Genomic DNA, 19,684 nt, shown 5'->3' with positions numbered 1-19,684 from the left:
CATCGCTCGACGCGAACGGCACGGTTTCCCTCAGGAGTCTTCATAGGTTTGCATTTGAAGCTGTGGGACGCACTCAGCCGCAGATGCGACAACGCATTGCGGCGGCCGAGCGGCGTACTGGATTCTTGGGATAGCCGGAATTCTACCGCCAAACGCGTCAGGCGGGGCGAGTTATCCACAGGGTCGGTTCGGCGTTGTTGCCGCGGACGCTCGGGGCGGCAGCCTGCGCTGGTGAACGTAAAGTATTGACGCCGCAAAGAAAAGCAGTTTAAATAGCGGGTTCCGCGAAAACCGAATTTTTGGCTCGGCGTCGCACTGCCGTTGTGCTGGCGCGTCAGGTCCTTGCAAAGCACGCCGCAGCCCATCCTCCAACGAGTGAGAGCAACATGAAACGTACCTATCAACCGTCCGTGACGCGCCGCAAGCGCACCCATGGCTTCCGTGTTCGCATGAAGACCGCGGGCGGTCGCAAAGTCATCAACGCTCGCCGCGCGAAGGGCCGTAAGCGCTTGGCCGTCTAAGGCCGGCGTGACGCTGGGTGGCGATGGTCGGCAGCCGAGCAGCGCGGTTTGCGCACGTCGATGCCGGGCGATGCCCGCCATGGGTGAAATGATGCCGGGCAGCGCGGTGGGCTGGCCCACTAGATGAGAGGCCTGAGCGCGTGCGCACGACACCTGCTGGTTTCCCGAAGACTGCAAGGCTGCTGAAAACGGATGAGTTCTCATCCGTTTTTCGTTTGCGCCCATGGGCGCGTTCCGCTCACTTCGTGTTGTACGGCCGCCCCACCGGGCAGGCTGCGCGGCTCGGTGTGGTGGTTGGCAAGAAGCAGGCGCCGCGCGCAGTCACGCGCAACCTGGTCAAGCGGCTGGTTCGCGAGGCGTTTCGCGTGCGACGCCTGGAGTTGACGGGCTGGGACGTGCTGATCCGGCTGTCGGGCAAGATCGATCGTGCGCAGTTTCCGAGTGCCGAGTCTGCGGCGCTCACGCAGATGCTGCAAGCGCAGATCGAGGGTTTGGTCGGGCGCGCGGTGCGCGAGGCCACCCGTCGCCCGGGCGGCGAACGGCTTATGCAGGCGCAGGCGTCGGTGCTCGCGCCGCAGCACGGGCAGCGCGCTCCGGCGGCCCCGGCCTCGTCGGGCACGGTGCCGGGCGATGGCCCGCCGGAGCGCGCGTCCACCGACACGCAGCAATGACATGCAAACGGTGTTGATCGCGCTCCTGCGCTTCTACAAGCTTGCCGTGAGCCCTTATCTCGGCGATCGATGCCGTTTTTATCCTTCATGTTCGGACTACGCGCGCGAGGCAATCCAGTATCATGGCGCCGCGCACGGGACCTATCTGGCAGTAAAGCGATTATGCCGCTGCCATCCGTTTTCGGCGGGCGGCGTCGACCCGGTGCCGCCGGTCCGCGCCGACAGGCGCTAGTCGCTCAGCTCATTCACCACGAGACAACGCATGGACATCAAACGTACCGTCCTATGGGTCATCTTCTTCATGTCAGTCGTCATGCTTTACGACAACTGGCAGCGGGACCATGGACGTCCGTCGCTGTTCTTCCCGAACACGACACCGACCCAGACGGCCGCTTCGGCGGTGCCCGGCACGACCACGCCGGGCACGCAGCCGGCGGACCTGCCGCAGACCGCGGAGCCGAGCAGCGCGCTTGGCACGACGCCCGCCGCGCAGCTCGCGGTGAAGGGCCAGCAGATCCACTTCAAGACGGACGTGTATGACGGCGACATCAGCACGGTGGGCGGCACGTTGTCGCGGCTGTCGCTGGTCAAAGGGGGGAGCGGCAAGCAACCCGACCTGTACATCACGCTGTTCGACCAGACGGCCAACCATACGTACCTGGCGCGCACTGGTTTGATTGGCGGTGATTTCCCGAACCACAACGATGCGTTTACCGTCGTGCCGGGACCGACGTCGCTGGCGGATGGCGCGAACACGGTGTCGATCAGCCTCGAATCGCCGGTCAAAGGCGGCGTGAAGGTCGTAAAGACCTATACGTTCACGCGCGGCAGCTATGTGATCGGCGTCGATACAAAGATCGAGAACGTTGGCTCCACCCCGGTGACGCCGACGCTATACATGGAGTTGGTGCGCGACGACATGCCGGTCGAGACGCCACGTTTCTCGCATACGTTCATCGGTCCGGCTGTCTACACCGAGCAGCACAAATTCCAGAAGATGAGCTTCTCGGATCTGGACAAGGGCAAGCAGGACTACGCGTCGTCGGCCGATAATGGCTGGGTCGCGATGGTGCAGCACTATTTCGCCTCCGCTTGGATTCCGAAGGAGGGCGTGCAGCGCCAGTTCTATGCGGACAAATTCAGCCAGGCGCTGTACCGCGTTGGCATAAAGGAGCCGGTGCAGAGCATCGCCCCGGGCCAGAGTGTGAATGTGGCCGCGCGCCTGTTCGCCGGCCCGCAGGAGGAGCGTAAGCTGGAGAAGATCGCGCCGGGCCTGGAGCTGGTCAAGGACTACGGCTGGGTGACGATCATCGCGAAGCCGTTGTTCTGGCTGCTCGAGAAGATTCACGGCTTTGTCGGCAACTGGGGCTGGGCAATCGTGTTGCTGACGCTGCTGATCAAGGCGGTGTTCTTCCCGCTGTCGGCGGCTAGCTACAAATCGATGGCGCGGATGAAGGAGATCACACCGCGCATGCAGCAGATCCGCGAGCGTTTCAAGAGCGATCCGCAGAAGATGAACGCGGCGTTGATGGAGTTGTACAAATCCGAGAAGGTGAACCCGTTTGGCGGCTGCCTGCCAATCTTGATCCAGATCCCGGTGTTCATCTCGCTGTACTGGGTGCTGCTCTCGTCAGTCGAGATGCGCGGCGCGCCCTGGGTGCTGTGGATCCGTGATCTGTCGCAGCAGGATCCCTACTTTATCTTGCCGGTGTTGATGGCGGTCTCGATGTTTGCGCAGACCAAGCTGAACCCGACGCCGCCCGATCCGGTGCAAGCGAAGATGATGATGTTCATGCCGCTCGCATTCTCGGTAATGTTCTTCTTCTTCCCGGCCGGACTGGTGCTGTACTACGTCGTGAACAATGTGCTGTCGATTGCCCAGCAGTACTACATCACCCGGATGATAGGCAAGGGCAAGAAGGCCTGAGTCCGTGATGGTGAGGCGGGCAGCTTGACGAGGTGCCTGCCGCCGGCATGGGCCGTCGCGGTATCCGACGCGAATCGCCGGGCCGTCTGACTACAATGGACGCGAGCCGCTATCGACGGCGACCCGTATTGCCGCACCTATTTATTTGAGTTGATGCAAACCGATTCTGATCCGATCGTTGCGATTGCCACCGCACCGGGCCGTGGTGGCATAGGTGTGGTGCGTGTCTCGTTTGGCGCGGCCGGGGCCGACGCGGCCGCGCGGCTGATGGACGCATTGTTCCGCGATCGGCTTGCGCCCCGTCGTGCCGTCTATGTGCCGTTTTTCGATGCGACCGGCGTGCCGCTGGATCGCGGCATCGGTTTGTATTTCCCGGCACCCCATTCGTACACCGGCGAGCACGTCCTCGAACTGCAGGGGCATGGCGGGCCGGTTGTATTGCAACTCGTGCTGCAGCGATGCCTCGATGCTGGCCGCGACATCGGCCTGCGGCTCGCGCAGCCCGGCGAATTCACGCGACGCGCGTTCCTGAACGACAAGCTTGATCTCGCGCAGGCTGAAGCCGTGGCGGACCTAATCGAAGCCAGCACCGAGGCGGCCGCGCGCTCGGCCGGTCGTTCGTTGGAAGGGGCATTCTCGCGCGACATCCATCGGCTCGTCGACAAGGTCGTCGACCTGCGGATGCTGGTCGAGGCCACCCTCGATTTCCCGGAGGAGGAAATCGATTTTCTGGAGGCGGCCGACGCGCGCGGCAAGTTGGCGCATATCCGCGACGCATTGGCGGCCGTACAGCGCGATGCGAAACAAGGCGCGTTGCTGCGTGAGGGGCTGTCCGTCGTACTGGCCGGGCAACCGAACGTCGGCAAGTCCTCGCTGCTTAATGCGCTGGCGGGTGCCGAACTGGCAATCGTGACACCGATTGCCGGCACGACGCGGGATAAGGTTGCGCAGACCATTCAGATCGAAGGCATACCGCTGCACGTAATCGATACCGCCGGCCTGCGCGATACGCAAGACGAAGTGGAGCGGCTCGGTATTGCGCGGTCATGGAACGAAATCGAGCAAGCGGATGTCGTGCTGCACCTGCTGGATGCGCGTGACGGGATAAGCGTAGAGGATCATGCGATCGCCGCACGGTTTCCTGCCGGCGTGCCGGTGGTGCGGATTTTCAACAAGATCGACCTGGCAGACATCGAGCCGGAGGTGCGCGATGCCGGGGATGGCGCGGCGCGCGAGGTCAGGCTATCCGCAAAGGCGGCGCTCGGTATCGACCTGCTGCGCGCCGAACTGCTGCGCATTGCCGGCTGGCAGGCAGGCGCGGAAAGTGTCTATCTGGCGCGCGAGCGTCATTTGCGCGCATTGCGCACCGCAGGCGAGCATTTGGCGACGGCTGCGGAGCACGCGGCGCGCAATGCGCAAGCGCTCGATCTATTTGCCGAGGAGTTGCGACTGGCGCAGGAGCAATTGAACGCGATTACCGGTGAGTTCACGTCGGATGATTTGCTGGGTGTGATCTTCAGCCGGTTCTGTATTGGAAAGTAATGCAGGGTCCATAGACATCCGTTGGCAATCTTTAATGCCCTGAATATTTACCTGGACCGGCTCAAACTCGTCAATCCCGACCTGCCTCCGTTGGGCGTCACACCGCAAAACGACCTGTTTTGCTGTGGTATTGCACGCATGCCTGAATTTCATGCTAGCGGATCATTGTGCGTCGTAGCGCGCGACTGAGTCGGCTGACGACGGGGCGCAATAGCCGGAGTGCGTTGAGACGCTGCACCGCGTCTCGATTGTTCTTTTTTTGATAACAGTGAATTCGTGGATTAGATATTTACCCTTATTTGTCCGGCTCCTACACTGCATTTGTCGGCTACGGACCTTGACGTTTGTAGCTTCAATGTGAAACGAATAATCGGAGGTTGTGTCATGAATGCGCTGATCAAAGCTGTCGTCATTACCACTGTTGCCGCTGCTGCTGCGGCGCCGCTGACCTCGTTCGCACAAACGAACGCACCGCTCACGCACGCCCAAGTGCGGGCCGAGTTGATTGAACTCGAGCGAGTCGGCTACAACCCCGCCACGGCCAACGACTACGATTATCCGAACAACATCCAAGCGGCTGAGGCCCGCGTGGCGGCCAAGCATGCCGCTGAGCAACACGTCGCCGCACAAGCAGTGGGCGGCGTGGCCAGCGGTTCGATGCAGGCGGGCGGCCCGACCATTGCCCATGTGTCTCAATCCGTCTATATGGGGCACTGAGCCCGCCACTGGGAGGAGCCTGCCGGCGCCAACGGTATTCGCGGGTGCATCCGACGTTCAAGGTGGGTGAGGATAGCCTCGTGAGTGCTGCGTCGGCCGGCGATGACGGTGCAGCGCAAATCAAGCCGTGGTGTGCCGCACCGAGTGCCAGCGGGGCGCTGCAGCGGATGTATAGCTGAATGCCCATTCAACAGACTCGGATAGACAACTCCACATCGTCGTCTAACGGCGTGGACAGGTAGCCCTCCCCAGGCGAGCGTACGCGCGCCAGATAGTCGGGACTGTGGTTGGCGTTGTCGGCGACGATGAAGGCACCTGGCCTAAGGTGGCTTTCCACTTGGCTTAAAATTTCCGGATATAACCCCTTCGTGCCATCGAGTAGGAGCAGATCGATTGTTTCTGGCAAGTCGACGCTCAACGTCTGCAGCGCGTCGCCCTCCCGGATCTCGACCAGGTCGCTTAGTCCGCCGGCTGCGAGGTGATTGCGGGCCCGCGCCACCTTGGACGGCTCAAATTCACTCGTAATCAGCCTACCGCCGCCGTTGTCCCGCAACGCCGCCGCCAAATGCAGCGTCGAGATGCCGAACGAGGTGCCGAACTCGACGATCTCTGTGCGCCACAGCCGCGAGCCAGCATGTACAGCAGCATGCCTGTTGTCGCGAAACGGGCAGCGGTAGATCCCTGCACGCGCTCAATGGCGGCTGAGTCAACTAGCCGCGCGCAGGCGCATGTCTTTGCCCCTTTTCGTCGCTATCCGATTGCCTACAATAAAGTGATGAGTGTTCCCAATGGAGGGCAATCATGGAAGGCGAAACGGTTGCAGGCCTGATCGGTGGTGGATTAGGCTTCCTGATTCTATTGGCACTGTGGGGGTTTGAACTTTTATCACGTTGGCGCGAGCATCCGGAACGCAGCCGTGTACTTCATTGGATGGAGACTCGCCATCTGGCGGGATGGCTGCGCCGCCGTCATTGATTCGACGCCGCGTGCGTGGTGCGCCGGTGCGCAGGTGCGGCGTCATTCGTAAGCGGCCCCCTGAAACCGGCGGGTGATCGTGACGAATCGCGTCCCGCATCCGTCGATGATTAAGGCCGCGCGCGCTCGGCGCGGCCTTAATGCGTAACCGGTGCTCCTGCCATAGCCCGTCAATGAAAAGAAACACAACGATCACAATGGCAGTAAGAGAAATGCGTCCAGGATAATCTGCTCGGCCATGATCGGATCCCTACGCTAGTCCTTGTTCATTTGAGGACGCTGTACATTACCCGCCAGCATTTCCGCTTGCCCACTAGCATTCCAGCTAGCCAGTCAGCACCTGTATTTCCATCCTGCGCCCACATCGACACCCAGTCGGCGCGCCGCGACGGGCATGCTGGCCGGCGAGCGGAACTAGCGTGGAGGCTGTCAATGGGGCGTATGCCTACCCGGGCCAATCCGCGCGATCCATCGTGCGATGTGATTCGGATTGCCGCGCTTTGCTTATCCCGGCTCGGGGCACGTATGTGTCTTTCCCCCGGCGCTCTTTTATTCAGCAAGCGTTCCAGCGCCTCATTGATTTTTGGCGAAATGGCGCCGAGGGCTTACTCGTTGGGGGCTAGGTATTTTTATGCAGTCTTTAATGCGACAAACCACGCGCCATTTCGGCGACATACTGCAGCACGATATGTGCAATGCGTCAAAACGCTGCAATGCGCGTGGTAGGCATGTTACCGATGGGTGCGGCATTTTGGCCTATTGCGGTTGCACACAAATTCTGCTTGTGCTTCGCGTGCATTGGTCTACGATGGAACTGCTGCGTTTAACTTCAAATATAACATACCAAGGTATGCGCAGCTCACAGGAGAGAGATTCATGATGAAACGTACTGGGATGGTTTTTGCTCTCGTCACGCTTGCCGTCGCATTTTCCGCGGCGCAAGCCCAGGACAAAGTCGTCAAGTTGGCGCCGGACCAGACGTTCCGGTTCAAGGCAAATGCCTATGGATGCTTGTCGCGCGATAAGCTGGACGCGGCTGATCAGCATGCGTTGGCCGGTGAACAAGGAAAAATGCAAGAGTTGTTCAATGCGTATCAATGCCTGTCGACGCCGGAGAATGACGAATTCAGAATTATCCGAGTAGTCGGGCATGCAATTGAATTTCAGAACGCGGGCAATCGCGATCCGAACGGCTTATGGACTTCGTACCGCTTTATCAAGCAATAGTGAAGAATGCCTGCATGGCGATGAATTGCTGTGTTCTGATACGAGCGCCGTACTGGTTTGAGGCACTGCGGTAGCCGGAATCCGCCCATACAAATGGGCTGGATCTCATCTTCTTTGCAGCGGTCGCGCAATGTCAATTCGGCGTTGACATTGTGCGACTCAGACGTGAAAATCTCGCTGTTTAGTACCACATCGTAAAATCCTTTCTCGTTGCCATCGATGAAGCGAAATGATGGCTGCAAAATGCAGGTGTAGCGGGATTTCGAACAAAAAACGACGAAGGGGCTATCGATTTTGTCGGAATAGATAAGACTGGCGCAGTAGTAGCGGCTGTTGTTTTACACACGCCGTTTCATCGAAAAACCTTAGCATGGCGAGCGCCAAGCTAAGCGCGTCTTTTTTTATTTCACTGGTTCGACAAGTTGGGCAATGACTGACGTTGCCGCCGATTTGGCAACGGCATGGCCGCGTTCGGGCGTTTGCCACGAGCCGCGCCCAATTAGGCAGTGTTTTTTTAAGTTGATAAGGAGGTTGCGTGAAAAAGCATAAAAATGTTGGCGTTATCTGGTTGACGGCGGCGCTTGCCCTGGGACTAAGCGCGTGCGCGACGGAATCGTCGCGAACGCTGCCGGTGCCCGTGGTCAGCAGCGCCCAAACACCGTTCGCTGGCAAGCCGATGGGGATCGCCGTCGGCAAGTTCGATAACCGGTCTAGCTATATGCGCGGCATCTTTTCCGACGGAATCGACCGTCTCGGTGGACAGGCCAAGACGATTCTGGTTACGCGACTGCAACAGAGCCGCCGTTTTAACGTGCTCGATCGGGACAATCTAGACGAGATTAAGCAGGAAGCTGGCTTCATGAAAAAGGCTCAGGCGATCAAGGGGGCCAATTTCGTCGTGACGGGCGACGTCACCGAGTTCGGTCGCAAGGAGGTCGGCGACCATCAACTGTTCGGCATCCTCGGGCGTGGCAAAGAGCAGGTCGCGTACGCAAAGGTCAATCTCAATGTCGTCAATACCGCGACGTCTGAAGTCGTGCTGTCGAGTCAGGGCGCGGGCGAGTACAGCGTGTCCAATCGGGAGGTCATCGGCTTTGGCGGCACGGCCGGCTATGACTCCACGCTGAATGGCAAGGTGCTAGATCTGGCCATTCAGGAAGCGGTCAACCACTTGGTTGAACAGGTCGATGCCGGCGCACTTGGCTCGGTGAAATGAAGCGGTCGCCCCGCGCTATGCCAATCGTTAAAAAAAGCAGTATGAATTTCCCTATCTTATTCAGAAAAAACGGATTGTCGCTGGTCGCGGCTGCGGCTTGGTTGACCGGCTGCGCCAGTCACCCGGCCGTGCCGTTGTATCAATGGGACGCTTATCAGCCGCAGGTCTACGAGTACTTCAAAGGACAAGCGGCGCCGGAGCAGCAGATCGACGCCCTGGAAAAAGCGCTGCAACAAATTCGTGCGGCGGGAAATCGCCCGCCACCTGGTTTTCATGCGCATCTCGGAATGCTGTATGCGAGCGTCGGCAAGGACCAGCAAGCCGCACAAGCATTCGAGGCCGAGAGACAGTCGTTTCCCGAATCATCGCCGTACATGGACTTCCTAATGAAGAAGTCCAAGCAACCCTGAGCTGAGCGTCACTATGTTCAAGATCAGCAAGATCTCTTTACTGAAATCGCTATGCGTCGGTGCGATGCTCGCATTGCTGGCCGCGTGTGCGGGCCCCGCCCAACGTCCTGACTACACGGCATTCAAGAGAAGCCAGCCGCGTTCAATCCTCGTGCTGCCGCCGGTGAATGAAACGTCGGACGTGAAGGCGACATACGGTTTGCTTTCGCAGATGACGCTTCCGTTGGCCGAGGCTGGATACTACGTGGTACCGGTGGCGCCCATGGAGGAGACGTTCAAGTACAACGGGCTGACCACTCCGACGGATATTCAAGGCGTCACGCCCGCGAAGCTTCGCGACATCTTCGGCGCCGACGCCGCACTCTATACGAAGGTCAAGCAATATGGCTCCGTCTACACCGTGCTCGACAGTAAGACGGTCGTGGCAGCATCGGCCAAGCTTGTCGATCTGAAAACCGGCGATGTGCTGTGGCAGGGCGAGGGGCGTGCGACCGGCGACGAGGTGGGCACCAACGTCAACGTCGGTGCATTTGGATTGATCGGCATGTTGGCCCAGGCCGCGATCAAGCAGATTGCGCATACGCTGTCCGACGACAGCGTTGACGTTGCGAATCTAGCGAGCCGGCGCCTGTTGTCGGCCGGGCCGCCGACTGGCTTGCTTTACGGACCGCGCTCGCCGAAGTACGGAACCGATTGACGGCTGCATTGCTGCGTTTGCCCACGGGACGCGGTGTCGTGGTTGAGATGCGCAGCGGGCCATTTTCGGGCGCCCAGCCATCGATGCGGCGGTATCGCGGCTTGATCTTCGTGTGGTGACTATATTGCTCCTTCGATCCACTTTGGGAGTCGTTTCGATGGGGCAATTCATCAGCAGCCTGACACGGAGCAATAGGACGTCGCTTGAAAACCAGCAAGCAAGGACTGCGGAATCGACGCAACAGCAGAACACGCCGGCTCCGGCTCCACGCTACGCCAATACAACAGATCCTCTGCGAGGACTGCCAGGCCAAGCGGAACAGCAGCGCAGTTTGGCGAGTCGGCGTGGCCGGCCTCTTGCGTCAATCGATGTCGGGAGAGCCAATGGGTTATGGCGGAATGCCCCGGATCGACATCATGCCAACAGCCCTCCAGAGACCGTGGAAACGCCGGACGACGGCGTTTCCCTTACGCTATGGGGGCAGCGCAGGAACGACGACTACGGTGCGCCCGGCCTATCGTCGCCGGACATGCCGCCACTAACTCACGCCTCCACCCCCGAGTTTCCGGTCAATGCTGCGTTCCAGCACCCGCCGGCAGCTCAGCCCGTGAGCATGCCATCGGGGCTGCCGTCCCCAATCCCTGGCACGTCCTTGTTTACCGAGCAAGAGCGTCGGGGACTGGAGGATTTCTTCCGGAGTATGGAATAGCGACAGCGCCCATCCCGGAAGCGGCGGCTTGCCTCGACATCATCCGTCTAAACCGTGGCTATCGCCACCTCTTTTCGGCCTCAGAAGGGAGTGTGGTACTGACCGTGACCGACGATGAAACCAAAGCCTGAGTCGGTCGTTCGCCTGGTCAATGGCGACAACCATTTGGGCGCTTGATTCAATGCCGACGTAGCGGCAGATTTCCGGCAAAGGCTAGTTTTTGAGGCTCCGCGTCCGACCGATGAACGAAAAAAAAGCACTGGCGATCACTCGCAAATGCTTGATTTTAATTACAGAATTCTTTGGTGGGGCGTGAGTGACTCGAACACTCGACCTACGGATTAAGAGTCCGCTGCTCTACCAACTGAGCTAACGCCCCAACAGAAGGGGAATTATAGCAGGCTTTTTGCGGCGCGCACACATTTTTTGGACCGGACATCCTCGTGCTGTGCCGCTCCCTATTCACGGCCGTCGCCTGCCTCTCACAGACGCCCCGATCGCTCCCCATCTCGAATCAAGCTCTAGACACTCCTCGAGCAAGCCCGTCTCAGCCCCAATATGATGTCGCCGGCACGTGCTCGACGGTACATTGTCCGTGCCATCTAGCCCCGCCACCCGAACTGAAAAGAAGCATTGCTCAATGAGTCTCGCCGCGATCGACTCGATGCTCGACAGCTTGTTTGCACCTGGGTCAAAGCATTTTAACTCCGGGCCGAGGCGCTCCACGACAATATGCTCACGCTGCGTCTGCCTTTTTCGGCCGCGCTCTGGCACGCTAGTGGCGTCATTCGCGGGCAAGTTTCCATGGCGGGCGGCGGATACCGCGATGGTTATTGGCCGCGCCCCGCAGCGCTGGCTCCGGCCGATGACCACCGTATCGCTGAACATAAGCTTTATGCGCGCGATGCGCACCGGCGATCCCGTGCAGCCCCGACGCACCTGCGCATCAACGCCGCATCCGCGCCGTGAGTGATTCCGGGTTCACGACGTTTTGCGTATCGCCGCCCAAATACGCGAGGATGTTGTTGAATGCCGCGCCGAAATACAGTTCATAGCTCTCGCGTTCCACATAGCCAATGTGCGGCGTGCAAATCGCATTTTCCATGCGCAGTAACGGATAGCCCTGCAGGATCGGCTCGCTTTCGAATACGTCCACCGCGACCATGCCCGGCCGCCCTTGATGAAGGGCTGATACGAGCGCGTTCTCCTCGAGCAGCTCGGCGCGACTCGTGTTGACGAACAGTGCCGTCGGTTTCATCTGCACCAGGTCATTGACGGTCACGATGCCGCGGGTCTCGTCGTGTAGCCGCAGATGTAGGCTCAGCACGTCGCTTTCGGCAAAGAGTTGCTCGCGCGTCTGCGTCACTTCAAAACCATCGCCTTTCGCCGCCTGCAACGAATGTTCGCGTCCGTAGATCAACACGGTCATGCCGAACGCGCGCCCGTAGTGGGCGACAATCTTGCCGATTTTCCCGTAGCCCCAGATGCCCAGCGTCTGCCCGCGCAGTACCTGGCCGAGTCCGAAGTTCGGTGGCAGCGCGGTGGTGCGCAAGCCTGATTGCTGCCAGGCACCTTGCTTGAGGTTCGCGACGTATTGAGGAATGCGACGCTGCGCCGCCATGATCAGCGCCCACGTCAGTTCGGCGGGCGCAACGGGCGAGCCGGTGCCTTCGAGCACCGGAATACTGCGCTCGGTGCACGCCTGCAGGTCCAGGTGGCTGGATACGCGGCCGGTCTGGCTGATGACTTTCAGTCGCGGTAGTTTGTCCAGCAATTGCGGCGTGATGCGCGTACGCTCGCGGATCAATACGAGCGCTTCGACTTCCGCGAGTCGGCTGACGAGTTGCCCGAGCCCGCGCACCGTGTTGTTGAACACCTTGACGTCATGCCCGGCGAGCAGTTGAAAACAGTTGAGCTTGCGGACGGCGTCTTGGTAGTCATCGAGGATGGCAATCTTCATGGGGACTTAGAACAGGGCGGTCTTTTGCGGTGCACCACTTGCACCGCGGACAGGGTGCTATGCTTGACGCTCTACCAGCAATGCAGTGATCGGCGGCACCGATGCGCCGAGACCGGAGAACTGCTTTCGTGCGCGTCAGCGCACCTATGCCGTGCCGAGAATCAAGCAGCCTTTTCAATTTCTAACAGCTTGTCGAGCGCCGATGCAAGCCACGTTACAAGATGGTACAAGCCGGCAAACTGCAATGTCCGCGACGTCTGTTGCGCACGCGCGCCCATTGGCGCGCGCCTCTCGCAGCCAGCATCGTCGGGCTCATACCGTTTCTTTCTTGTCAAAACGGAGACAGCTCCATGAATCAACCAGGAGGCACCCCCACCATTGATCCCGACATTCCGGCATACGTCAGGCACCGCAAGCTGATCGAGTGGGTCGAGCACGTCGCAGCGTTGACGCGGCCGGACCGCGTCGTCTGGTGCGATGGCTCTCAACAGGAATATGACTGGCTGTGCGACCAGATGGTTCGGCACGGAACGTTCAAAAAACTCAACGAAGCGAAGCGTCCGAACAGTTATCTCGCCTGCTCGGATCCGTCCGATGTCGCGCGGGTTGAGGACCGCACGTTCATCTGTTCGCAGCGCAAAGAGGACGCGGGTCCGACGAACAACTGGATCGATCCCAACCAGATGCGCACGACGCTTGGACAGCTTTTCGATGGCTCGATGGCCGGGCGCACGATGTACGTCGTGCCGTTCTCGATGGGACCGCTCGGCTCGCCGATTGCGCACATCGGCGTCGAGCTGACTGATAGCCCGTATGTGGTCGTGAACATGCGGATTATGACCCGGATGGGGCGGCCGGTCTACGACATACTCGGTGAGCACGGCCAGTTCGTGCCGTGCGTGCACTCGGTCGGCGCGCCGCTCGCCCAAGGTCAGTCCGATGTGCGCTGGCCGTGCAACGATACAAAATACATCATGCACTTCCCGGAAACCCGCGAGATATGGAGCTACGGCTCAGGCTATGGCGGCAATGCATTGCTCGGCAAAAAGTGCTTCGCGCTGCGTATCGCGTCGACGATGGGTCGTGACGAAGGGTGGCTCGCCGAACACATGCTGATCCTGGGCGTGACTTCGCCGCAGGGGCGCAAGTACCATGTCGCTGCCGCGTTCCCGTCAGCCTGCGGCAAGACGAATTTCGCGATGCTGATTCCTCCGCAGGCGATGAACGGCTGGCGTGTGTCGACGATCGGCGATGACATCGCATGGATTAAGCCGGGCCAGGACGGCAGGCTGTACGCGATCAATCCGGAGGCCGGCTATTTTGGCGTCGCGCCGGGTACCAGTGAAAAGACCAATTTCAATGCGATGGCCACGTTGCGCCAGAACGTGATATTCACGAATGTCGCGCTGACCGATGATGGCGATGTCTGGTGGGAGGGCATGACGGACACGCCGCCTGCGCACCTGATCGATTGGCAAGGTCAGGACTGGACACCGCAGATTGCGCAAGAAGCCGGTCGCAAGGCCGCTCATCCGAACGCGCGCTTCACCGCGCCTGCATCGCAGTGCCCGTCGATCGATCCTGATTGGGAAAACCCGCAGGGTGTGGCGATCGACGCATTCATCTTCGGCGGCCGCCGCTCCAGTACCGTGCCTCTGGTGACCGAGGCACGTAATTGGGTGGAAGGCGTCTATATGGCCGCGACGATGGGTTCCGAGACGACGGCCGCCGCGGCGGGCCAACAAGGCGTCGTGCGTCGCGACCCATTCGCGATGCTGCCGTTTTGCGGCTACAACATGAGTGACTACTTCGCGCATTGGCTCGACATCGGCGCCCGGCTGCAAGCGCAAGGCGCGACGTTGCCTAGGATCTATTGCGTGAACTGGTTTCGCAAGGGCGCCGACGGCAAGTTTGTCTGGCCGGGTTTTGGCGACAACATGCGCGTTCTGCAGTGGATGCTCGGGCGCATCGACGGACAGGCGCGTGGTGTCGAGCATGTGTTTGGCGTTTCACCGCGCTATGAGGATATCGATTGGACCGGCCTGGCGTTTTCACGTCAACAGTTCGAGCAGGTCATGTCGGTTGACGCTGGCGTGTGGCGCGAGGAGCTGGCGTTGCACGGAGAACTGTTCGCCAAGCTGGAGCGCCGGCTGCCCGAGGCGTTGAGCCGAATCAAAGACCGGATCGAGCAACAACTCGCGGTCTAGTCCTTTTGCACAAAATCGGTGCGTGGTTGAGAGTTTTTGCGCTGAATAGTCCGTTAGTACCACATTGCGCCGATTCCCCTACGAGGTTTCGGCGTTTTTTCGGAAAATGCTGTGCCGCAGTGCCGCAACTTATGCAGACTTTCGCAAGTCATAGGAAAATCCCGCATTGCAATTGTGCAACAACGCCATTTCGGTTGCACGCTGTAGGAGTTTCCTAATGGATCATTTGCAGTCGATGCGCGTTTTCGTCAAGGTGGCGGACCTAGGCAGCTTTGCCAAGGCGGCCTCCATGATGGACATGTCCAATGCTGTTGTCACCCGGCACGTCGCCGACCTGGAAAGCCGGTTGGGCACCCGTTTGCTGAACCGAACCACGCGCTCACTTTCGTTGACCGAGTCTGGCCAAGTCTATCTTGAGCGCGCCCGCCAGATCCTGGACGAGTTGGAAGAGGTTGAGCAGATGGTGGTGGCGCGCAATCACGAGCCGGTCGGCACGTTGCGCATCGTCGCGCCAGTGGTGTTCGGGCTACACAATTTGGCGCCCGTGCTGCACTCGTACGCGCAGCGGTTTCCGCAGGTCGTCCCGAACGTCACGCTGGTGGACCGGGAGGTCGATATGGTGGAGGAGGGTTTCGACGTCGGCGTCGTAATTGCGCGCAACGTGCGCAGCGCCAGTGTCGTGATGCGTCGGCTGACTACCGGCTGCATCACCGTCTGCGCAACGCCTGAGTACATCGCCAAGCATGGTGCGCCGCAGCGACCCGAGGACTTGCTCGAGCATCACTGCCTGTCATTGCCCCCGGACTATTGGGGCGACGAGCGTGTATTCACTGGTCCAGATGGCCAAGAGGTCCGGGTGCGGCCCGCCAATGTGATGATTGCGAACAATACCGAGATGTTGCGTCAGCTTGCGTTGCTCGGCAATGGCATTGCGTTGTTGCCGAGCTACCTGATCGGCCGCGACATGGCCGAGGGGCGCTTGATGCGCTTGTTGCCACAATATCATCTGCCGCGGGTCGATATCAACATCGCTTATCCCAGTCGGCACTATCTGCCGGCCAAGGTGCGCACGTTCATCGATCACCTCGTCGAACACTTCAGCCAGACGCCGAACAGCATGCTCGGTGAACAATGGTCTGGCATTGATGGCGCGCACACTAAGGCAGCTGACGGCTCGATGGGGTTGGCCGACGCGGCGGTGCATCCGGCCCCGGCACCCCGACGCCCGGAACAAGGGCGCGGCGAGGATGAGCTGGACCAGCTTGATGAACAATTGCGCGCTAACGGTATCGAACGCAAAGGGACGCGCCGTGCGCCGGCGGCGCCACGGCGATATCCGGGCAACGCTGAACGTCACACGTACGAACCGGCATAGGCAGCGGATATGTCCGGGCGGCGCGACCTGCCGCCGCTGGCACGCCGGGCCTCCGGCGCCGTGCACCACACCACCTCGTGGCCACGGCAGTGCACGCGCGGGTACCTGTAACGCCGCATCACCGGTGCGTGAAGTGACATATCGTGCGATGTATTGATCGTCCGGTGTCTTACCGGCCGCTCCGCCCAATGCTTGGCCCGTGCTCGCCGGGGTGGTCAGCCCGCGGTGCGCTTGCGTGCCGGCGCCTTGCGTGCAGTGGTTTTCGCGGCAGGACCCGCTGTTGCCGTGCCGGTTCGGGCAGCCCGTTTGGTTGCGGGCTTGAGCGGCGTCGCGTGGTCGCTGTCGCCGTGTTGCGTCGTATCGGGCACGGCGCCCCCGGCTTCGCTGTTTGCCTTCGCGCCACGCGCTGAAGACTTCGCTGCGGTCTTTGCCGCCGGCTCCTTCTTCTCGAACTCGAAGCCAATCGAGCCGTCTTTCTGCTTGACGAGAAATGCCTTGAAGTTGCGCCCGGTGCGGGACGACTTGAAATTCGTCAGCAGGTCGGTGCGCCCCTGATCGAGCAACTTTGCCATTTGCTCCCGCGTGATTTCCTGTTGCAGGATCACCTTTCCGGAACGGAAGTCACAGGTCTTCGGATGGGCGGTCTGGTTTTCGCAAACGTAGCTCATGCCGTGCTCGAACACACGCGCATGGCACTTCGGGCATTGGCCGACGGGTTCCTGTGAGGAGAAGTCGGGGGCTTCGCCATCGTCTCCCGCCGTATCTTGCCCGAAGTCGAACTCCAGCTTGTAATTGTTTGCCTCTTCGTCGCGCGCGAGCTTGAGGATGGCGGAGAATGGTCGGCCCATCTTCGAGCGGAAGCCCGACAGCGGGCCGATTGATTTTTCCGACAGCAACTGCTCGACCTCGTCGATCTCGAACTGGCGGCCACCCGGAATCTTCGAGATCGAGAAATCGCATTTCGTGCACGCGAAGCGACGGTAGTTCTCTTTGACTTCGCCGTCGCAGTTCGGGCAAGGCGTCTTCAACGTCGCATAATCGCCCGGGATCGTGTCCGAATCGTATTCCTTCGCACGTTTAACGATTGTTTGGGTCATACGCGCGATCTCGCGCATGAACGCTTCGCGCTCCAGACGGCCTCGCTCCATTTGCGACAGCTTGTGTTCCCACTCGCCGGTCAGCTCGGGGGCGGTCAACTCTTCGACGCCCAGGCCACGCAGCAGCGTCATCAGCTGGAATGCCTTAGCCGTCGGGAGCAACTCGCGGCCCTCGCGGAGCAGATACTTTTCACCAAGTAGCCCCTCGATGATCGCTGCGCGCGTGGCGGGCGTGCCCAGGCCCTTGGCCGCCATGGCTTCGCGCAATTCGTCGTCCTCGACCAGCTTGCCCGCTCCTTCCATCGCTGAGAGCAGCGTCGCTTCGTTGTAGCGGGCGGGCGGCTTGGTGGTTAATTGCTGGGCTGCGATCTTGTCCGTCTGGACCTTCTCGTCCTTGGCGACCGGCGCGAGGTTCGCATCTTCGCTCAATGTCTCGCGGCCGTACACCTGCAACCAGCCTGGCGCGACCAATACCTTGCCTTCGGTTTTAAAATGATGGCCCACCACTTCCGTGATCCGGGTCGTCACTTTGTACTCGGCGGCTGGGAAAAACACGGCCAGGAAACGCTTGACTACCAAGTCGTACAGCTTCTGCTCCGGCTCGGACAGGTTCTTGGGCGCTTGCAGCGTCGGAATGATTGCAAAGTGATCGCTGATCTTAGTGTTATCGAAGATCCGCTTGTTTGGCCTGACCCAGCCCTTGTCCAGCACCTGCTTGGCAAACGGCAGGTAGTTGTTGCTTTCCTTGAGCACCTCCAGCGTATCGCGGGCCGCGGCCATGTAGTCTTCGGGCAGCGCGCGCGCATCGGTACGCGGATAGGTCAGCACCTTGTGCCGCTCGTATAGCGCCTGGGCCAGCGCGAGCGTGTTCTTGGCCGAGAAACCGAAGCGTCCGTTCGCCTCGCGTTGCAGGCTGGTCAGGTCAAACAGCAGCGGTGAGAGCTGCGTTGACGGTTTCGATTCCTCGCTGACCGTGCCCATCTGCCCACGGCATGCCGCAACGATCGTTTCGGCCGCGGCCGCGCTCCAGAGTCGGGAGTCGCGTTGTTCGGGATCAAACTCGTTTTTCTTGAATTTCGGGTCAAACCAACGCCCTTCGTAGAAGCCGGTCGCGCAAACAAACTCAGCCTTGACTTCCCAATAGTCGCGCGGCACAAAGCGACGGATCTTTTCTTCGCGCTCCACGACGATCGACAGCGTTGGCGTCTGCACGCGTCCGACCGTGGTCAGGAAAAAGCCACCGCCCTTGCTGTTGAACGCCGTCATCGCCCGCGTGCCGTTGATGCCCACGAGCCAATCGGCCTCGGAGCGGCAGCGTGCCGCGTCGGCCAGCGGTTGCATCTCCTGGTCGCTGCGCAATTGCGCGAAGCCGTCTCGGATTGCCGCCGGCGTCATCGACTGGAGCCACAAACGCTGCACCGGTTGCTTGGCTTTGGCGTGCTGCACGATCAGCCGGAAGATCAACTCGCCTTCGCGGCCCGCGTCACATGCGTTGATCAGTCGGTCGACGTCCTTGCGCTTGATCAGTCGGGTCAGCAGCTTTAGCCGAGATTCACTTTTGGCGATCGGCTGAAGGTCGAAATGGGGCGGAATAACGGGCAGATTCACAAAGCTCCATTTGCCGCGCTTGACTTCATACTCCTGCGGCGCCGCGATCTCCACTAAGTGACCAACAGCCGACGACAGCACATAGTCATCGCTCTCATAGTAATCGTCATGCTTTGTGAAGCCGCCCAGCGCGCGCGCGATATCGTTCGCGACAGACGGCTTTTCGGCGATGATCAGGGCTTTTGACATGACTATTGGTAAGTACGAATGCGCGGAATCGAACGCTTTATAGCATATCGGCCGCAAACACATCGCGGCTCGAGCGCGGCAAGCGGCTTGCGGCAACAGTTCAGCCGCGCATGATAAGCGCGTGTTAAGGCCGACCGCAAGCGCTCAGCGCAATTGCGTGCAAGCGTGGCGCGAGGTGGCAATAGCCGGAGAATGGGCAATTTGCGTGCCGCGTCGCTCACGCGTCAACGAGCGCCGGACGTAGTTTTGGCGCGCGCTCCACGCCAGGCAGCGAGGATAAGTCGACTAGCATCCGCGCAACGATCTGCGGATGGGGCAGTACGGTGCCGAAAAAGCGCGTGGCATGAGTATCTTCGATCAGGATGGTCGGAAAGTTCTCCACATCGAGGTCATCGAGCCGGTCGGCATGCGTCTCGATGTCGATCCAAACAAAACATGCTTCCGGATGCGCGTCCGCGAGCGCGTCGAAACCGGTCCGGTATTCGCGGCACGAGCCGCACCATTCGGCGCACAGGCAGGCGACAAACAGCGTGTCAGCGGATGACAGACGTGTGGTGATGACGTCGGCGTCGTGGTCAAGGTCGAGGGCAGGCATGATTGAGAGATCCTGGCAACGCATCGTGGCGGCGTGGGCGT

16 protein-coding genes, 1 tRNA gene and 1 pseudogene are annotated in these 19,684 nt (G+C 60.4%); 13 read left to right on the top strand and 5 right to left on the bottom strand.

Going from position 1 to position 19,684, the window contains the following annotated elements:
* Positions 1-386 precede the first annotated feature (386 nt).
* The 6 genes from rpmH (at position 387) to B0B13_RS12175 (ending at position 5,378) form a co-directional block, all read left to right on the top strand.
* Positions 387-521, top strand: coding sequence for a 50S ribosomal protein L34 (rpmH, locus tag B0B13_RS12200; RefSeq protein ID WP_006998755.1), 135 nt, complete (start codon positions 387-389; stop codon positions 519-521).
* Between the two features lie 140 nt (positions 522-661).
* A complete protein-coding gene (rnpA, locus tag B0B13_RS12195) occupies positions 662-1,192 on the top strand; it encodes a ribonuclease P protein component (protein WP_076785774.1) in 531 nt (176 codons plus the stop codon).
* 1 nt (position 1,193) lies between these two features.
* A complete protein-coding gene (gene yidD / locus B0B13_RS12190; protein ID WP_212667365.1) occupies positions 1,194-1,424 on the top strand; it encodes a membrane protein insertion efficiency factor YidD in 231 nt (76 codons plus the stop codon).
* 30 nt (positions 1,425-1,454) lie between these two features.
* Positions 1,455-3,119, top strand: a complete 1,665-nt coding sequence (yidC, locus tag B0B13_RS12185; RefSeq protein ID WP_076785772.1) for a membrane protein insertase YidC — start codon at positions 1,455-1,457, stop codon at positions 3,117-3,119.
* Positions 3,120-3,269: 150 nt separating this feature from the next.
* Complete coding sequence (gene mnmE, locus B0B13_RS12180) at positions 3,270-4,661, top strand: tRNA uridine-5-carboxymethylaminomethyl(34) synthesis GTPase MnmE (protein WP_076796641.1); 1,392 nt, start codon at positions 3,270-3,272, stop codon at positions 4,659-4,661.
* A gap of 384 nt (positions 4,662-5,045) precedes the next feature.
* Positions 5,046-5,378 (top strand): DUF4148 domain-containing protein, encoded by a 333-nt coding sequence (locus tag B0B13_RS12175; protein ID WP_076796638.1) that lies wholly within the window; start codon positions 5,046-5,048, stop codon positions 5,376-5,378.
* A 187-nt stretch (positions 5,379-5,565) separates the two neighbouring features.
* Here B0B13_RS12175 and B0B13_RS12170 read toward each other — a convergent pair.
* A pseudogene (locus B0B13_RS12170) lies at positions 5,566-6,061 on the bottom strand (O-methyltransferase); the annotation flags it as partial.
* Positions 6,062-6,179: 118 nt separating this feature from the next.
* Between B0B13_RS12170 and B0B13_RS18485 the strand changes: the two are divergent.
* The 5 genes from B0B13_RS18485 (at position 6,180) to B0B13_RS12150 (ending at position 9,903) form a co-directional block, all read left to right on the top strand.
* On the top strand, positions 6,180-6,353 hold the full coding sequence (locus B0B13_RS18485; protein WP_170872433.1) for a hypothetical protein: 174 nt from the start codon (positions 6,180-6,182) through the stop codon (positions 6,351-6,353).
* An 876-nt stretch (positions 6,354-7,229) separates the two neighbouring features.
* The gene (gene sap1 / locus B0B13_RS12165; RefSeq protein WP_076785769.1) at positions 7,230-7,580 is read left to right on the top strand and encodes a surface attachment protein Sap1; all 351 of its coding nucleotides are present in this window, start codon (positions 7,230-7,232) and stop codon (positions 7,578-7,580) included.
* Positions 7,581-8,115: 535 nt separating this feature from the next.
* Entirely contained in the window at positions 8,116-8,796 is a 681-nt protein-coding gene (locus tag B0B13_RS12160; RefSeq protein WP_076796636.1) for a CsgG/HfaB family protein, read from the top strand.
* A 41-nt stretch (positions 8,797-8,837) separates the two neighbouring features.
* Positions 8,838-9,206, top strand: a complete 369-nt coding sequence (locus B0B13_RS12155; RefSeq protein WP_076796634.1) for a DUF4810 domain-containing protein — start codon at positions 8,838-8,840, stop codon at positions 9,204-9,206.
* Between the two features lie 13 nt (positions 9,207-9,219).
* Positions 9,220-9,903, top strand: coding sequence for a DUF799 domain-containing protein (locus B0B13_RS12150; protein ID WP_076796632.1), 684 nt, complete (start codon positions 9,220-9,222; stop codon positions 9,901-9,903).
* 1,012 nt (positions 9,904-10,915) lie between these two features.
* On the opposite strand, the gene B0B13_RS12145 is transcribed toward B0B13_RS12150, so the two are convergent.
* Positions 10,916-10,991: transfer RNA gene (locus B0B13_RS12145), tRNA-Lys, on the bottom strand.
* A 567-nt stretch (positions 10,992-11,558) separates the two neighbouring features.
* On the bottom strand, positions 11,559-12,572 hold the full coding sequence (locus B0B13_RS12135) for a D-2-hydroxyacid dehydrogenase family protein (protein ID WP_076785765.1): 1,014 nt from the start codon (positions 12,570-12,572) through the stop codon (positions 11,559-11,561).
* Between the two features lie 350 nt (positions 12,573-12,922).
* Between B0B13_RS12135 and B0B13_RS12130 the strand changes: the two genes are divergently transcribed.
* Both B0B13_RS12130 and B0B13_RS12125 read left to right on the top strand, forming a co-directional pair.
* A complete protein-coding gene (locus B0B13_RS12130; RefSeq protein ID WP_076796627.1) occupies positions 12,923-14,779 on the top strand; it encodes a phosphoenolpyruvate carboxykinase (GTP) in 1,857 nt (618 codons plus the stop codon).
* Positions 14,780-14,996: 217 nt separating this feature from the next.
* On the top strand, positions 14,997-16,154 hold the full coding sequence (locus tag B0B13_RS12125) for a LysR family transcriptional regulator (RefSeq protein WP_076796624.1): 1,158 nt from the start codon (positions 14,997-14,999) through the stop codon (positions 16,152-16,154).
* 215 nt (positions 16,155-16,369) lie between these two features.
* Here B0B13_RS12125 and B0B13_RS12120 read toward each other — a convergent pair whose 3' ends face one another.
* Together B0B13_RS12120 and B0B13_RS12115 are read right to left on the bottom strand one after the other, a co-directional pair.
* Entirely contained in the window at positions 16,370-19,048 is a 2,679-nt protein-coding gene (locus tag B0B13_RS12120) for a DNA topoisomerase III (protein ID WP_076796621.1), read from the bottom strand.
* A gap of 217 nt (positions 19,049-19,265) precedes the next feature.
* The gene (locus tag B0B13_RS12115) at positions 19,266-19,643 is read right to left on the bottom strand and encodes a thioredoxin family protein (RefSeq protein WP_076796618.1); all 378 of its coding nucleotides are present in this window, start codon (positions 19,641-19,643) and stop codon (positions 19,266-19,268) included.
* Positions 19,644-19,684: the final 41 nt, after the last annotated feature.

The organism is Burkholderia sp. b14, from assembly GCF_900156195.1.
Taxonomy (GTDB): domain Bacteria; phylum Pseudomonadota; class Gammaproteobacteria; order Burkholderiales; family Burkholderiaceae; genus Mycetohabitans.
The sequence above is the reverse complement of the archived record's forward strand: the minus strand, read 5'-3'. Positions and strand labels throughout refer to the sequence as shown.